We start from the raw sequence: 16133 nt of genomic DNA on the forward strand, positions 1-16133 counted from the left end.
GAATCATTCAAAAATCGTGTTGAGTTTTACTACCGCTGCACAAGTTGCGGGAGTTAAACTCAACACGATTTCACAAGTTATTCATACTGTTGCTGGATGATCTGTAATGATTGACATATGGCGAAAATACTGATTCTGGTTTTAAGAAACCACCGTCTGATGCCCATCAATCACCACGTCAATCGGCTCACCAAACTCCAAACTTGCCGTTGTGGTCCCATGGGTCAGCGTAAACTTCAGCACCCGCCCCTGATAGTTAATAATGAAAGCTAACGATTCCCACTGCTCCGGCAGATGGTTGGTCACAGATAACTGTGCGCCGGTGTATTTCACGCCGGCAAACCCGGTGATGATCGACAACCAGCTGCCGCCAAGGTTCGCGAGATGCAGCCCGTCGGCGGCGTTCCCTTGCAGATCAACCAGATCCATGCGAGCAGTGTCGGTAAAGTAGGCGTAAGCTTTGTCCGCCATGCCCAGCCGTGCGGCGACAGCACTGAAGATGGCCCGGGACAAAGATGAATCATGGGTCGTTACAGGCTCATAGTATGCATAATCGCGTTGGGTCTGACTATCGCTGATGCTGTCCGGGAACAAGTAATCCGCCAGCAGCGTATCGGCCTGCTTGTTGACCTGATAGCGATAGATGGTCAGCGGGTGGAAATGCAGCAGCAGCGGGTATTTGTCCTTCGGCGTCGTTGCAAACGGCCAGCGCGGCTTTTTGAGGAAGCTGTCGTCCTGGGGATGGATCTTGAGGGCGTCATCGACGGGCAGATAGATGCCCTTGGCGATGCGGGCTAACTCGGTCAGATCGCTTTCAGTAACCCCGAGCGGGATCGCTTGGCCGGCTTTTTCAAACGCCCGGGCCGCGGCCACCACGAGTTGCAGGTTGTGCTGGGCGATTTTGTTCGTGTAGAAGTTATTGTCGACGATGGCGGTGTACTCATCGGGTCCGGTGACGTCGAAGAAGCCAAAATGGCTTTCTCCATGAACAGTGAACCACGACCCGAAATTCGCCCAGAACTTTGCTGTTTCAAGGAGCATCTCGAAACCCATGTCTCTCATGAAAGCAAAGTCTCCCGTCGCCGCAAAATACTGGCCAATGGCATAGGCAATATCGCCGTTGATGTGATATTGAGCCGTGCCGGCAGGATAGTAGGCACTCGCTTCTTCCCCATTGATCGTGCGCCAGGCGAATAAAGCACCGTGATCAACACCGAGTTCGCGCGCCCGCTTTTTAGCCGCTGGCAGCACATGATAGCGGTACGCCAGCAAATTGCGGGCAATGGTCGGATTAGTCAACGTGAAATACGGCAGCATGTACATTTCCGTATCCCAAAAGTAGTGGCCCTCATAGCCGGTGCCGCTGACCCCTTTGGCCGCGATATTCGTCAGACCGTCCCGGCCAGCGGAAGAGTTCAGTTGAAATAGGTTGTAGTGAATACCCTGGGCAAGCGCGTCATCCCCTTTGATTTCCACATTTCCGTTCGCCCAGGTCTTGTTCCAATAGGTTTGGGCATCTTCGGCCAGGATGTCAAATGATTCAGGCAGAGCAAGCTCCGGATACGCAGCTGCCGCATCCACGATCGGTCCGACTGCTGCCAGAACGTCAAACGAGCTGCTGATGCTTTCGTCGAGGGTCAGTTCCCATTTCGCGGGCGCGTCGATTTTTATCCCCGCCTGGAGTTGGCTTCGGTCAGTAGTGACAACAACTTGCTGTCCGCTTTCGTTGGCACTGTGCGTAAAATTCAAGGTTTGCACACTGCGGGCCAGGCGCGGATCATCGGATTGGGTGTCCGCCGCATCCAACCATAGTTGTTTTGCCATCCGGACTGGTCCGGAAAAGTTCAGGGCGGTTAAGGTGTATCGAAAAGCCGCCGCCTGCTGCCGATGTTGGCCAAGAATCGCCTGCAGGGCCAAACGGATCCGATGGCCGCTGGGGCTGGTCAGAGTACTCTCCGTCGTCATGATACCGGTTTTCAGATTCAGTGTTTGACTAATCAGCTGCTCAGTCGCAAAGAACTGGCCGTCTCCTTCCGCAATCTGGATGCTGCGCAAATCCGGCAGATTAATGATCGTTTGATGATTCTTGGCGTAGCCGTAAGCTTGTTCGCCGTAAATGATCGGGCTGCTTTCGTAAAAGCCGTTGATGACCGTACCGCCGTCATGGGTCGGCTTGAGCGGATCGGTGGCGCGGGAACCGAAATGACCGTTGCTGATCGAAAAAATAGTTTCCAGATATTTGGGATCCCGGTTCTTTAAGTCGTCAAGTTGTAATTTGTATGGATCAAACATTCTCTTTCCCCCTCGTAGTTGGGTGCAGCGTATTGTCCTCAAAAATAGGCGCCTGGACGATGACCGCTCCGGCGCCTGTAACGCTCAAAACATACTTACTTATTTGCTCTTGGCCGTCGAGACAAAACCGGCGGAAATTTCTTTCATCAACTCCTGGCCAGTCATCGACTTATTGGAGAAAAACTTTTCTGTGATCGGCGCAAAGGTGGTGTCAATCGCCCCCACTGGCCAGGCACTCGTGGACGCACTCATGGTGTTTACTGATTGGGCGGCCTTGTATATTGCTAAGGAGAGCGAATCCATCTTGCTCTGGTCAATCTTAATATTAGTATAAACCGGAATAAATTTGAACTTGTTAACGATATAATCCTGTACTTGTCGTGTTCGTTGACTCATTTTTCCATCTCTCCATTCCGCGCGACCAACACCCAGGCCTGATACCCCAATGCCGGGCCATTCTGCATTTTGTACCGCAGGACGATGCAAGCAGCGCAACCGTCGTTTTGTTCCGAGGAATGAGTTAGGAAATACCCCCTACCCTGGGTAATCAATGATGAAGTCAAAACCTCCTTACGCGATATGATTAAGGACTAATATCCAGTCGGCGTAGCCAGCATAGCAGTACATTGTAAGCGGTGTCAAGAGAGAGCCCTTGTACTTTATATTGTGCAGGAGCTGTCGAAGGTCGCCAAAATTAACCGCAGCTGTCAAAAGCGGATAGCCGCCACCGCTGTACTGTTTTGCCCACTTGAAGCACGCCGCTTTCGGTCAGCAAACTTTCCAACATTTTAGTCATTGAAACACTCAGTCGTGCACTTTGAAAATATCAGGCCGGCTGGTAATGTTGGTGTGGCTGGTAATTCTATTGAGAATCAACACATAATATGTAAAAGGAGGCCCAATGATTATGAAATTTGTTCTTGCTCCTGATTCCTTCAAAGGCGGTTGTTCCGCAATCGAAGTGGCCACAGCGATGAAAACCGGCCTGAGCCGAGTTTTCCCAGAGGCAGAGTATGATTTAGTGCCGATGGCTGATGGCGGTGAAGGTACCGTTCAATCGTTAGTGGATGCCACCCACGGAGAAATGATTACCGTCTCGGTGACCGGCCCGCTGGGCAATAAAGTCATGGCTTCTTACGGTCTGCTGGGCGATGGAACAACAGCTGCAATTGAGATGGCCCAAGCCAGCGGCATTCAATACGTCAATGAAGCCACACACAACCCAATGATTACCACAACATACGGCACCGGGGAGTTGATCATGGACGCTCTGAATCATGGCGCTCAGAAAATCATTCTGGGTATTGGCGGTTCTGCCACCAATGATGGCGGTGCCGGGATGGCCCAAGCGATTGGGGTCCATTTGCGGGATATTGAAGGCAATGAGTTAGCGCCTGGCGGCGGGCAATTAGATAACCTGGCAACCATCGATATCCGCCATGTTGATCCCCGTATTCCCAAGACTAAGATTTTGATTGCTTCAGACGTGACTAATCCTCTGGTTGGTGAAACCGGCGCTTCCGTTATCTTCGGTCCGCAAAAAGGGGCAACATCAGAAATGGTGAAGAGGTTGGACGCTAATCTGGTCCGCTATGCGGCCATAATCAAGCACGATCTGGGAAAAAACATTGCCCATGCACCCGGGGCTGGTGCCGCTGGCGGACTTGGAGCAGGATTGATGGCCTTTACTAACTCACAAATGAAAAAAGGCATTGACCTCGTGATTGAATACACCCATTTGAAGGAACGGGTCCAAGACGCTGATTTTGTCTTTACCGGTGAAGGCGGCATCGACTCCCAGACTCAGTACGGCAAAACTCCCTTTGGTGTGGCACTCGCCGCTAAATCAGTTGCCCCAACGGCGCCAGTGATCGTCCTTTCCGGTAATATTGGAGACGGTCTCAGCATTCTATATCGACCAGACGCCATTGATGCGATTTTTCCGACGGCAACGGCGGCTAAATCGTTGGCAAAAGCAATCGCAGACGCCGCATCAGATATTGAACTAGTCTCTGAGAACATTGGCCGGCTGATTGCGGCGATACAGCGCAGTAAACAAAATTGAGGATGCTGGGGTTGACCCGTAGTTAACAATTCTCAGGTGACTGCTGGTTTCTAGTTCCCATTTCCCATTTCTTCTGTGGGATAATACGAACAGGAGCAGTGAAAGGAAGACACCAACTTGACGATTCAAAGCAAATTTTTGAACGCCCTGCATCAACAGATCCGCCAAGGAAATCATCTGCTTGGCGTGAGTACCGCCACGGGGATGAACGCCTTACACGCAAAGAATTCTGGCGCTGATTTTGTGATGGTCCTGAATTCCGGTAAATTTCGTCAGATGGGCCGCAGTTCCCTCGGTGGTTACCTTGCCTTCACCAACAGCAATCAGCAGATCATGACCATTGTCCGCCAAGAAATTCTGCCAATCGTTAATGGCTTCCCGACTTTTGTCGGCCTCAACGCCACCGACCCGACGCAATCACCCGAGCAGTTGCTGACGCTGCTCCAGCAGCTGCCCATTGTCGGTGTGGTGAACTACCCAACTGTTACCTTGATTGACGGCCAATTTCGAGAGGCTTTGACTGAGGAAGGTGCAACCTTTGCGCAGGAAATGGTTTTAATCAAAGCGGCCCATGAACGTAAGTTGTGTACGGCGGCATTTGTCACAACGCCTGATGAAGGCATCCTCGCTGCTCAAATTCCAACAGATATTATTTGTATTCACCTCGGTCTGACAGAAGGCGGTTTGTTAGGCGCCAGGCGAGTGCGCAGTTTTACCAGTATGATCAAACGGGTCAATGAAATCTGCCAGGCCCTGAAAGCGGCCGACAGTCACAGCTTCCTGATGATTTACGGCGGTATTATCAATGATCTCACCGAAGTACGCTATTTGTACAATCGTGTTCCAGCGATTCAAGGTTATATTGGCGGGTCGACCTTTAAACGATTGATTCCAGAGCAAACAATCAGTGAACAAATGCGTGCTTTCAAATCGGCAGAAACAACGGCCAGTGATACCCTCACTGTTCAAATTCTGGAGGGCGCGCAAAACTATTACACCCCTACCGACTTTATCAAGCGCTATATTGATGAAAATTATGCTGCGCCGGTTTATATCGGAGAATTAGCTGATATGCTGCATATGTCTGCTTCATACCTGAGTACCCTATTTAAAAAGAAAGCCGGAGTATCCTTCACGACTTACCTCATTCGGTTTCGACTCAATAAGGCAGTAGAGCTCATTAAATCGACATCTTTGCCACTGAAGGAAATCGCTCAACTGGTCGGTTATTCGGATTATGCCCAGTTCAATAAAGTCTTCCGGGTATATTTCGGCATTTCCCCTAAAAAATATCAAATTCAATCTTCTAACATAGACACTACCGATACAAACATGTAAACCTTTTCAAGTAAGGGCTTACCTCGTAGACTGAATTTGTAAGCTTCAGAAGGAGGTAAGCAATCGTGGGAACAGTCGCACTAGCCGGCACGTTCGATACTAAAGGTCGAGAGTTTGCATATGTCAAACAAATTCTGGAATCGTTAGGTAATCAAGTTTTCACCATTCACACCGGTGTGTATCAGCCGTTCTTTGTACCCGATGTTGATTCGTCCGTTTTGGCGGATGCAATGGGTGTTTCTATCCAGTCCATCCGTGATGCGGATCGGGGTGAGGCCACCGCCACTTTGAGTCAGGAATTTGCCAAGATACTGCCAAAATTGTATCAGGCGCATCGCTTCGATGGGATCCTTTCCTTTGGCGGTTCTGGCGGCACATCTCTGGTTACTCCAGGAATGCGTGAGTTGCCAATCGGAGTGCCTAAGATTATGGTGTCCACCGTGGCTTCCGGTGATACTAGTTTTTATGTTGGGACCAGCGACATCATGATGATGCCATCAATTGTCGATGTTTCCGGTTTGAACAAATTATCCAAAGTGATTTATGACAACGCAGCCGCTGCGATTTCCGGTATGGTGAATGCTCACTTTGTCCAGGATGTCGATGTTCGGCCTTTGGTTGGCGCAACCATGTTCGGTGTGACTACCCCGGCTGTCGATCATGCCCGAGAACTGTTGGATCAAAAAGGTTATGAAACACTGGTCTTCCACGCTACTGGTACTGGTGGGCGGACTATGGAGCATTTGATCAAGGGTGGTTACTTCACCGGTATCCTAGATTTGACAACAACCGAGATGGCCGACAACTTGGTGGGTGGTGTCCTTTCTGCTGGGCCGCATCGCTTAGAAGCTGGCATCGCCGCGCAGATTCCTCAGGTAATTTCGTTTGGGGCACTGGACATGGTCAACTTTGGTCCGTATGATTCAGTGCCGGCGCAATTTAAGGATCGAAATTTCTTTAAACATAATCCGACAACGACTTTGATGCGGACCACTGTGGCCGAAAATGTTCAGCTTGGGCAGGAAATTGCTCGTAAAGTGAACAAAGCCACGGCGCCGGTGACCGTGATGATCCCATTGAAAGGGATTTCGAAGATTGATGCGGCGGGTCAGCCATTCTTTGGACCGGAAGAAGACGCAGCCTTGTTCAAGGCGTTTAAGGACACGCTGGCTAACGACTGCGTTAAGGTTATTGAACTGGATATGAACATTAATGATCCAGAGTTTACGCAGGTGGCTGACGATGAATTATTGGCCCTGATCAAGGCCAAACAAGATAAAACAAAGAAAGAGGTTACTGCATAATGGATAAGCGTACTCGAAAACAAATCATTGCTGATTTCAAGGAAAAAAGAAGCCATGGAGAATTCCTGATCGGCGTCGGTGCCGGTACCGGGATTACAGCAAAAAGCAGCGAAGCCGGCGGCGCCGATGTTTTCGTTATCTACAATTCGGGCCGATATCGGATGGCTGGCCGCGGCTCTCTCGCTGGTCTGCTGGCTTATGGCGATGCCAATGCGATTGTGGAAGAAATGGGTCGCGAAGTTATCCCGGTCGTCAAGCATACCCCAGTCCTGGCCGGTGTCAACGGGACTGACCCCTTCCGGATCATGGACGTATACCTCAAAGGATTGAAGGATCAAGGCTTTAATGGTGTCCAGAACTTCCCGACCGTTGGCTTGATTGATGGTACCTTCCGTAAAAATCTGGAAGAGACCGGCATGGGTTATGACTTGGAAGTTGACATGATTCGTAAAGCCCACGACTTGGATATGCTGACTACACCTTACGTCTTTAATCCAGAACAAGCCACCGCCATGGCTAAGGCCGGTGCCGATATCCTGGTCGCCCACATGGGACTGACTACCAAGGGCGCCATTGGGGCGAAAACGGCCTTGACGCTGGATGACTGCGTCAAGAAGGTCCAAGATATTCTTGATGCCGGCCGGGCTGTGAACCCTGATGTGATGGTAATCTGTCACGGCGGACCAATCGCTGAACCCAAGGATGCCCAGTACGTCATCCAGCGGGTAAACGGCATTGACGGATTCTTCGGGGCCTCCAGCATTGAACGGCTCGCCGCGGAGATTAGTATTAAGGCTCAGACGGAAGCCTTCAAGCACATTACGAAGTAATTTTTCTGGATATCTCCCATCCCTTCGCCCTCCCCCAAGATCGTCAAGTCAAGCAAATCGTTGGCCCCTCGCCAACAGTCTCCTATTTTCCGTCTGTCCCACTCCGGCAGACTATTCGCAACCAACCATCAGCCCCGCCAAGACATAAACCACCTTGACGAGGCTTTTTTGTGCCGAATCAAAAATCAGGTCGAATCCTCTAGTGGACTGACCTGATTTTTACGATTGAATTGCTACGTCAGCTCAATACGGACCACCGTGTCCTTTGGATCCGGCAACGGATACCCAATCGTGACGTCTTGATGCAAGAAAATGTAACTATACTCTTTGAACGCAGATAATGTCCAGTAATCGGTTGCTTTGACTTCAATTCCATCAATCAGCAGCGTCATTTGTTTGATCCGCTCCTTGGGCACCGCAATCGGGAATGCGCTGATTGATTCCTCCTGAATGTGGGCGTAAAGCGTATTGCCCTTCTGGGTATACCGCCCCCACTCAGGTTTTGCTAATTCCGCAGTGGTACAGCCGTAGACACTCTCACCGTTGACGGCCATCCATTCGCCGATTTCAGCGAGCAGCTTTTTGGTCGGCGCACTGAATGTGCCCAGCGGCGTCGGTCCAACATTCAGGATCAAATTGCCGCCCTTGCTGACACACTCCACAAGGGTATGAATGATTAGCGATGTTGATTTGAACTGGTCATCGGTCGCATTGTAGCCCCAATGCTTGTTCATGGTGATGCAGGCTTCCCAGGGTACCGGTTCACCCAGTTCGTTAACGATCGGCTTAGGCGGGATCATTTGCTCTGGTGAAGCGAAGTCACCGGCATAATTCGAGGGATGGGCCGACAAAATCGTACCATAATTCGCCCCGCTCCCCTCCATCCGATTGTCGATCAGCATTTGCGGCTGATACTGATGAATCATATCCATAATCTTCTGCGGCTGCCACGTCTCACCGGCCATTTTAGGATAAGAAAAGTCAAACCACATGATATCCAGTTGGCCGTAATTGGTCAGCAGCTCTTTGATTTGGCCGTGCATGTAGTCCAGATAGCGTTGAAAGTCCCGTTCGACCCCCTTGGCTGCTGGATTATTCCGTTGCGGATGGTTGATATCGCCATAATGCGGATAGTCTGGGTGATGCCAATCCAACAGGGAGTAATACAGGCCAACTTTGATCCCCGCTTTTCGGAAGGCATCAAGGAACTCACGGACAAAATCGCGTCCCGCCGGCGAATTGGTGGACTTGTAGTCGGTCAGTTGGCTGTCGTACATACAGAAGCCGTCGTGATGCTTTGCTGTGAATACGGCGTATTTCATCCCGGCCTGCTTAGCTGCGGCAGCCCATTCATCGGCATCGAATTGATCTGCCGTAAATTTGCCGACCAGGCGGTCATAATCTTCATCGGACATATGGTTGATGCTCTTGATCCACTCGTCCACACCGATTAACGAATAGAGCCCCCAGTGGATGAACATGCCAAACCGGCTGTCTTCGTACCACTTTGTCTTCTTGGAATTCATATATTGTCTCCTCTCAGTATCGCATCTGCTGCCATCCTTCTATTTTTAACAATGAACCACGTCTAGTGTAACGTCTTTCATTATTTCGCAGAAGTTCTTCAAGATAATTGGTAACTCGTCAGAGAGATCAATCATCTTTCTTCATAAAGATTCAAAAACAATCAGTCAGAAATTATTAATCAGCATTTTTGCACAAAAACTGATGGACAGACAGAATCACCAACAATTTGAGTTCTGTTTGCCCATCAGAGAGCAGATATTGCCTAATGTGTATTTTACAGCCCGTTAGTCAACGTAAAAGTAACCGTGGCATGATACTTACCAATAATCGGTACACTCCCAGGCGCGAAATCCAATTCAAAGGGATTCGCTGCCCAAGTCTTGATATATGCCGTATCCGTCCCATTGCTGGTGTTTTGCCAGATCGTGTACGGCGTCGCGATCGATTGCATCGCCCCACTGCCTGAGTTGAAGCGCCAGGGATTGGTCGAGACTTTGACCTGTGCGTCATCGTCGCTGACAAAATCAGAACCAAGGACATCAATATGCCATGGCATATTGGCTCGATCTGCGCGGGAGTCAGTCACATTGATCGTAAACGGTTCGGCATTTTTTGCGTTCAACCCGCTGAATTGCGGTTGAAAATGCTTGCCGTAATCGAAACTGCCGCTGATTGTCAGGGCAATCGTACCAGAGCTGGTCTGTTGCCACACATAAGTCTGAATGGTTGTCGGCCGGGTGCTGTTATTGTACAGTTTGATGAGATCTGCAGGCGTATACGTGGTACCCGCGGGGGCAAGAATAGTTCCGGTGGTTCCCAGTGCCTGCCAGGCGGTGTCCGTGGACTGAACGATATACGAATGGGCTTGACTGGCAGTGTCGGTCCGGGTAATGACGGTGTTTGGCACTGGTCCGCCCAGCCCGAGGACATCGGTGGTCGTCTTGAAGTTCGGCCCTAGAACCAGGAGCCAAAGAGTCGTGGTCCCAGTGAACATGCCGGTTTCGTTGGTCACCTGCCGCGTATCCAGAGTACTCAGATCAAGATTAGTCAATGCGGCACAGCCATTGAACATATCACTGATGTCGGTGGCCCGGCTCAGGTCGAGCTGCTTCAGATTGGCAATGTCAACAGTCTTGCTTAGCCCTTTGAACAGTCCGTTGACTGCCCCCTGCGCATTCAATCCGCTGGTGGCCAGCACAACATGTTTGATCGCACTGCGCTGGCTATACCACGGCCAGGTCTCGGTCGAGTATTTATCCGTCGCAAAATTTAAGGTATGGGCATTGATCGTCAATGTGTCGCCATTAATGGTCCACCACCGCTGCGGTTGCCAAACGTAAGTCCAAACCGGCTTGCCGGTGGCGGGGTTGACTGTGCCCACCCGGGCCGTGGCCAGCTCGGTCGCCAGAGCGGTGGAATTACTGAACTGAGCACCGGCGGCCTCAAGGGGATCGGCAGCTACGCCCAGCTCTTGCCAGCCCGCGGCCGCTTTGTACGTCGGATCATTCTGAGTGATGGCGCCTACGGTATGCCCCGGCAGACTGCTATTAACCAGCGTTGTTTTATCACCAACTGACAGGCGCCATAAACTGGTACATCCGTTGAAGGCATCTTTGCCTAAATTACCCAGGACACTTTGATCATAGTTGCGCGTATCAAAGCCGCTCAAATCCAATGTTGTCAGCTTGCTGTCGCCAATGAACATGCTGGCAAAACTTCGGCAGGCACTCGTATTAAAACTGCTGACGTCGAGGCTGGTCAGTGCCGGACAGGCGGCAAACATGATCCACATCGTACCGACTTTACGCGTGTCAAAGCTGCGTAAATCAAGCTTCGTGAGCGATGCGCATTGGTAAAACATCCAGCTCATATCGGTCACTTGGCTGGTATTGAAATGACTCAGATCAAGGGTCGTCAGCTTGGCACAGTTCCAAAACATCTGGTTCATGGCCTTCGTTTTCGCCGTATCAAAGTGGCTCACGTCCAGAGCAGTTAAACTGCTGCATCCGCCAAACATACCGACCATATTCGTCACATTGCCGGTATTGAACTTGGTCGGGGTGAAAGTAATGGCTTTCAGCCCGCTGTCGCCATAAAACAGCCAGTACATGGTCGTGACCTTGCTGGTGTCAAAGCTGGTCAGATCCAGTGCGTTGAGTTTGAGATCCGAAGCGAACATATAACTCATATCAAGGACGTTACTGGTGTCGAAATTGGTCACATCTAGGTTGGGCAAGCTGCTGCAAACGTAAAACATGAACTGCATATATTTCACTTTGCCGGTACGGAAACTGCTGATGTTGAGCTGGGTTAGTCCGTTGCAGGCATTGAACATATAGGCCATGTCCGTGACATTGCTCGTATTGAAGCTGCTGAGATCAAGTGCAGTCAGACTGGAACAGGTATTGAACATTTGCTGCATGCTGGTGACTTTGCTCGTATCGAAACTGCTTAAATCCAGCTGCGTCAGTGCTTGGCAACCGAGGAACATACCAAACATGGTGGTCACATTGCTGGTTACGAACTTGCCGCTCAATGTCAGCTGCTTCAAGGCCTTGCAATATCTAAACATCGTCGCCATTGTGGTCACCTGACGAACATCGAAGGCGCTGAGGTCTAGATTGGTTAACACGGTGCACTGATTAAACATTGAATCCATGTTCCTCACTTGGCCCGTATCGAAAGATCCTACGTTGAGCTTGGTTAACGCGCTGCATTCTGAAAACATGGACGACATATCAATTGCACTGCTGGTGTTGAAAGTGCTGAGATCTAAACTAGTTAACGCACTGCACCCAGCAAACATATGCCCAAAATTAGTCACACTGGTCGTCACCAGACCGGTTAAATCAATCGACTTCAAGGCGCTGCAATTGAGAAACATACCATACATGGTGTTGACTGCCGCAGTGTTCCAATTGTCGGTTTTGACTTTAATATTGCCTAATCCTTGAACATCAGTCAGCTGAGTACAGCCTTCAAACAAGAAGCCAAGGGTTTGGGTAGCGGTCACGCCCGGTTCAATAACGACTTTCTTAATCGCTGTCCGTTGACTGTACCAAGGCCATTGCTGCCAATTGGGCGTTTGGGTATCCAGTTCGCTCAAATTATGGCTGCCGCCAATCGTCAATGTCCCGTCCGCCGAGATATTCCACCAGCTCGTATCGGCGGCATCAGCCAGCAGTACTGGTCTGACGGCTGGCTGCATCGGCGTTGCAGCAATCTGCTGCGAGATCGTCATCCCGAGCGGCAGTGTACGCGGTGCCGGCAATACGGCTGGGTCTTGGTTAAACAGCGGCGCAGCCGGCTTGCCAAAATCATTATCAGCATAAACGACCGCTGCTTTTAAAAAAATGACCGATAGAAAGACGAGGAGACTGCTTTCTAAAATGTCCTCAAATGCATACACATCTGGTCTATAGTGTTGCTTCAGATTTAGACCATGAAGAGGACAGTGTTTAATCGATTTCGTCATAACCGATATTCCCCCAGCTGAACAAGCCAGCTGGGACAGTGACCGACTGGAAAATCATCTCTGAATGGTTGCCCATTCTGGCGGAAGCCCCGCCGCGTATGCAATTAAATTCTGGACCGCATTTTCATCCCGGTTGATGACCAGACCGCATTCATAACAGCGATACACGTCATGCTGGTGATAAATGCTGTCGCCTTGGAGGGTCATCTTGCCGCCGTAGCTTTCTGCGGTTTTGACATAACCGCAGTTGGAGCAACGCTGGGTCGACGGATAGAAACGGTCCGCGAGCACTAGACGGCGATGATGCCAAGCTGCTTTGTATTCGACCGCTGTGCGGAACCGGCGGAAAAGACTGCGCTGCAGACTTTTGACCTTTTTCTTATCCATCATCATGGCCCGAACGTTGAGATCCTCCAAACAAGGAGAGGCGTAATCCCGGATGATTTGATGGCTGAACTGATGAATCAAGTCATCCTGTAAAGCGTAGACCTGCTCATAAGTACGGTTCAGTTTAGCCTTCAACCGTTGATAATTCTTGGACCGGAAGTGATGAGGATTATCCCGCCGCTTCCGATTCAGCTGCTTTTGGTAAACTTTGATCCGCTGGTGCAGGGCCGCCATCCTGGGGGTGAAGGTGTTCACTTCGCCGCCATTCCAACTAAAGTGGCCCACGTTCACGTCGACCGCGACGATGTCCCAACTGTTGGTAAAGACCGGCCGGGGCAGGTCCTCAACTGAAACAGTGATACTGGCATAGAACTTGTTACCGCGCTTGGTTATCGTCACGGTTTTGATCTCGCCAGTAAACCGCAGAGTCTCGGCCATCTTGATCTTGGTGAAGCGGTGAGTCGTCTCATGCGGTTGATCCAGAGTCAGAAACTTGCCGCTTACTGTCCCCCGATCGGTTGTAAAGCTTTGTTTAGGATCCCGCTTGCTGTGAAATTTGGGTTTGTGCGCATCCGGCATTTTGGGATTGAAGAAATTTTTCCAGGCTTGTTGCAGCCGATGAACCGCAGTTTGGAGCACACGAGAGGACAACTGATGTTGCCAGTCGGCTTTGCTCTTCACCAGTTCGTTGCGCACTTTACGTCCACTGGGGCGCAGTTTCTTGTTCTTCATGAGCAGCGATTCAGTGTACATGGTGTTCCAAGCCTCTAGCCCTTTGTTCCAGCAGAAACGGTTGTAATCCATCAGTTCAGTGATGACCGCGACCATCTCGGCGTTGGGGTAAAGCCGGATTTTGTGAGTTTTGATTGGCATTCGATTCACCTCCTCATAATCCAAGGATACTGAATCGAATGTACGTTTGTCGTCTTTTGTGCTCACCAATTGGTATCAAGAATCAGTCAGAAAAGAGGTGGGATCTGATACAAAACGAGCTAGGCTCATGATGGTCTTTGATTATCGTTGGTTACATTTGATGGTCTAATCGACAATCATTCTCAACCTCCAACTTAATAGGCCGATAAATCTTGTTCCGAAATGCAATATTCCCCAACTCCCCTTGCCAGGGTCCCCCTGGACCGTTTTAGGCAAACTATATCTGAAACTTGAAAGCCCGAAAGTGCACTGATGCCTTGGTAATTGTGAGATGGCGGCGGGAATGATCTTGTTTTTGTCAGATTCCCAATAGGTTGACAAGATTCTTCGGAAGAAAACTGACAAAATGGTCAACGATGTTATTTATTACTTCCTCTGCCGTGCCCACTAAAGTGGCTCCCAGTGTGGATAGTGCCTTCAGAAGCCATGCCAGTGCTTGCGTTACTGCAATGTCTGGCATGACTTCATTCATCTCGTAAAACAGATCGCCAAGTGTGCGTTCATCCTCGTTTAACCGCTGTTGCCACGCCAACAGGTCATACGTCATCATCACGACGGCCAAATGACCGCAAAGACCGTCATAGCTTTGAACCTGGGACTTGTCCAAACGTAGATACTGCTTGGCTACTTTGAAATAGCCTTCAATCTGCCACCGACGACCGTACATCTGGATAATTTCTTCAGGACGCAAATTAGTTTGGGTCGTAGCTAATACCAGATAACTACTGGCATTCTTCCGGTTAGTCACAAATACCAGCTTCAGTGGGTACGCTACTTGCGTCCCATCATCCAAGTTCACATAAGCTGTGACGATGGGGCTGTACTGATAATTGGTGTGCGTTTGCCGGCGTGAAGCGCAGAACCGTTCGTAGAGATCCTTGACGGAGTAAAGTCGGCCACGATAGCGGTAGTAGATCTTCTTCGTGCGCTTGATCATCCCGATACCGGCTAACCCCATTGTTTTCAAGGTATAGAACATCCGCGGTGAACTGAACCAACTGTCGAAAAGTACGTAGTGAGCCGGAATATGATTTGCCAGAGCCTGCGTTAGCAGTTCTACCGAGACGTCATTCATTTTGCCTTGGGCTTGAACACGGCGTTGACCAGCAATTGACCGGCCACTGGTAGTTTTAGCTGGGCTCCCCAGTCGCTGGGCAGCACTCTTAGAGGACATCAGCGCATAATCCACTGGTAACAGGGTGTTACCATCGCTCCAAGCCAAAGTGAGTGCCCGGAATCCGCGTTGATAGACATGATCGTCGTGGTTAAACACACGGGCAAGCAGTTCTGTCTTGGTGGAATAATCCCGTGCAAAAAGGGTATCATCCAGAATAAACGCGAATCGTCGGCGGGCATCAATGTATGGTCGTAGATGTTTAATAATCGCGGCCCCAACCAGACAAGTCAGTCGTTGCCAATTGATACGGCCATCGTTCAGATCATTACGGACCGTCCGAATCGTACAATCCGGATCGGGCATCGCTCGGTAAAGGGAACGGCCCAAAAACTTGGTTTGGATCAGCCATGCCAGCACCTTGGTCAGTGAAATTGATGAGCGTCTTCTAAAATTCGCCTTTTTTGTCAGCTTGCTCAAGCCCACGAGTGACGAAAAACGAAGAATGATGTTCTTAAGTCCCAATTCAGTCCGTGTATGTTCTATAATATTCATGGCGCGTCTCTCCTCTGTATCAGATTTTTGGTCGAATCAAGTATACAACGCAGGAGAGTCTGCGCTTATTTTTGTGCCAAAAAAGCCAGGAACCACGCATGTTTAACGTGATTTCCAGCTTTCAAGTTTCAGCAAACTATATTTAATAACCGATATTCCGCGGCTTTGGTGCATGGTTTCGTATGATTGACGCTTCAGGTCAAATGGCGGCAAGACGCAATATCCATGGTGTTGTATGCGCATTCATAAAATTCCGAACGATTCATCGGTTTATTATGTGCTATGGCTATTGCATTGTCACAAAAAGTGTCAT

The 16133-nt window shown here is 50.0% G+C and carries 10 protein-coding genes; 4 read left to right on the plus strand and 6 right to left on the minus strand.

Features of this window, described 5'->3' with window-relative positions; translation table 11 throughout:
• Positions 1–141: 141 nt before the first annotated feature.
• Complete coding sequence (locus FMM01_RS04485) at positions 142–2292, minus strand: glycoside hydrolase family 65 protein (protein WP_150391768.1); 2151 nt, start codon at positions 2290–2292, stop codon at positions 142–144.
• A 99-nt stretch (positions 2293–2391) separates the two neighbouring features.
• The gene (locus FMM01_RS04490; RefSeq protein WP_150391769.1) at positions 2392–2688 is read right to left on the minus strand and encodes a hypothetical protein; all 297 of its coding nucleotides are present in this window, start codon (positions 2686–2688) and stop codon (positions 2392–2394) included.
• Positions 2689–3199: 511 nt separating this feature from the next.
• Here FMM01_RS04490 and FMM01_RS04495 point away from each other — a divergent pair.
• The 4 genes from FMM01_RS04495 to FMM01_RS04510 all read left to right on the plus strand — a co-directional run bounded on the left by FMM01_RS04495 (position 3200) and on the right by FMM01_RS04510 (position 7829).
• Positions 3200–4357 (plus strand): glycerate kinase family protein, encoded by a 1158-nt coding sequence (locus FMM01_RS04495; RefSeq protein WP_150391770.1) that lies wholly within the window; start codon positions 3200–3202, stop codon positions 4355–4357.
• Between the two features lie 117 nt (positions 4358–4474).
• Positions 4475–5695 (plus strand): phosphoenolpyruvate hydrolase family protein, encoded by a 1221-nt coding sequence (locus tag FMM01_RS04500; RefSeq protein ID WP_223850000.1) that lies wholly within the window; start codon positions 4475–4477, stop codon positions 5693–5695.
• A 65-nt stretch (positions 5696–5760) separates the two neighbouring features.
• Positions 5761–6999, plus strand: coding sequence for a Tm-1-like ATP-binding domain-containing protein (locus FMM01_RS04505; RefSeq protein WP_150391771.1), 1239 nt, complete (start codon positions 5761–5763; stop codon positions 6997–6999).
• Complete coding sequence (locus FMM01_RS04510) at positions 6999–7829, plus strand: phosphoenolpyruvate hydrolase family protein (protein ID WP_150391772.1); 831 nt, start codon at positions 6999–7001, stop codon at positions 7827–7829. Before FMM01_RS04505 ends, FMM01_RS04510 begins: the two co-directional genes overlap by 1 nt.
• 233 nt (positions 7830–8062) lie before the next feature.
• Here the strand turns inward: FMM01_RS04510 and FMM01_RS04515 are convergent, their stop codons facing one another.
• The 4 genes from FMM01_RS04515 to FMM01_RS04530 form a co-directional block, all read right to left on the minus strand.
• Complete coding sequence (locus FMM01_RS04515; RefSeq protein ID WP_150391773.1) at positions 8063–9355, minus strand: alpha-L-fucosidase; 1293 nt, start codon at positions 9353–9355, stop codon at positions 8063–8065.
• A gap of 275 nt (positions 9356–9630) precedes the next feature.
• Positions 9631–12831: a BspA family leucine-rich repeat surface protein gene (locus tag FMM01_RS04520; protein ID WP_150391774.1), complete on the minus strand. Its 3201-nt coding sequence runs from the start codon at positions 12829–12831 to the stop codon at positions 9631–9633.
• Between the two features lie 54 nt (positions 12832–12885).
• A complete protein-coding gene (locus tag FMM01_RS04525) occupies positions 12886–14091 on the minus strand; it encodes an RNA-guided endonuclease InsQ/TnpB family protein (RefSeq protein ID WP_146993700.1) in 1206 nt (401 codons plus the stop codon).
• Positions 14092–14449: 358 nt separating this feature from the next.
• A complete protein-coding gene (locus FMM01_RS04530) occupies positions 14450–15820 on the minus strand; it encodes an IS4 family transposase (RefSeq protein ID WP_150391763.1) in 1371 nt (456 codons plus the stop codon).
• Positions 15821–16133: the final 313 nt, after the last annotated feature.

It is taken from the genome of Schleiferilactobacillus harbinensis (assembly GCF_008694105.1).
GTDB lineage: Bacteria > Bacillota > Bacilli > Lactobacillales > Lactobacillaceae > Schleiferilactobacillus > Schleiferilactobacillus harbinensis.

Excerpts from the sequence above, each read along its gene's own strand:
- FMM01_RS04490 (WP_150391769.1), bottom strand. The coding sequence starts at position 2,688 with ATGAGTCAACGAACACGACAAGTACAGGATTATATCGTTAACAAGTTC.
- FMM01_RS04510 (WP_150391772.1), top strand. The coding sequence starts at position 6,999 with ATGGATAAGCGTACTCGAAAACAAATCATTGCTGATTTCAAGGAAAAA.
- FMM01_RS04525 (WP_146993700.1), bottom strand. The coding sequence starts at position 14,091 with ATGCCAATCAAAACTCACAAAATCCGGCTTTACCCCAACGCCGAGATG.
- FMM01_RS04485 (WP_150391768.1), bottom strand. The coding sequence starts at position 2,292 with ATGTTTGATCCATACAAATTACAACTTGACGACTTAAAGAACCGGGAT.
- FMM01_RS04530 (WP_150391763.1), bottom strand. The coding sequence starts at position 15,820 with ATGAATATTATAGAACATACACGGACTGAATTGGGACTTAAGAACATC.
- FMM01_RS04520 (WP_150391774.1), bottom strand. The coding sequence starts at position 12,831 with ATGACGAAATCGATTAAACACTGTCCTCTTCATGGTCTAAATCTGAAG.
- FMM01_RS04495 (WP_150391770.1), top strand. The coding sequence starts at position 3,200 with ATGAAATTTGTTCTTGCTCCTGATTCCTTCAAAGGCGGTTGTTCCGCA.
- FMM01_RS04515 (WP_150391773.1), bottom strand. The coding sequence starts at position 9,355 with ATGAATTCCAAGAAGACAAAGTGGTACGAAGACAGCCGGTTTGGCATG.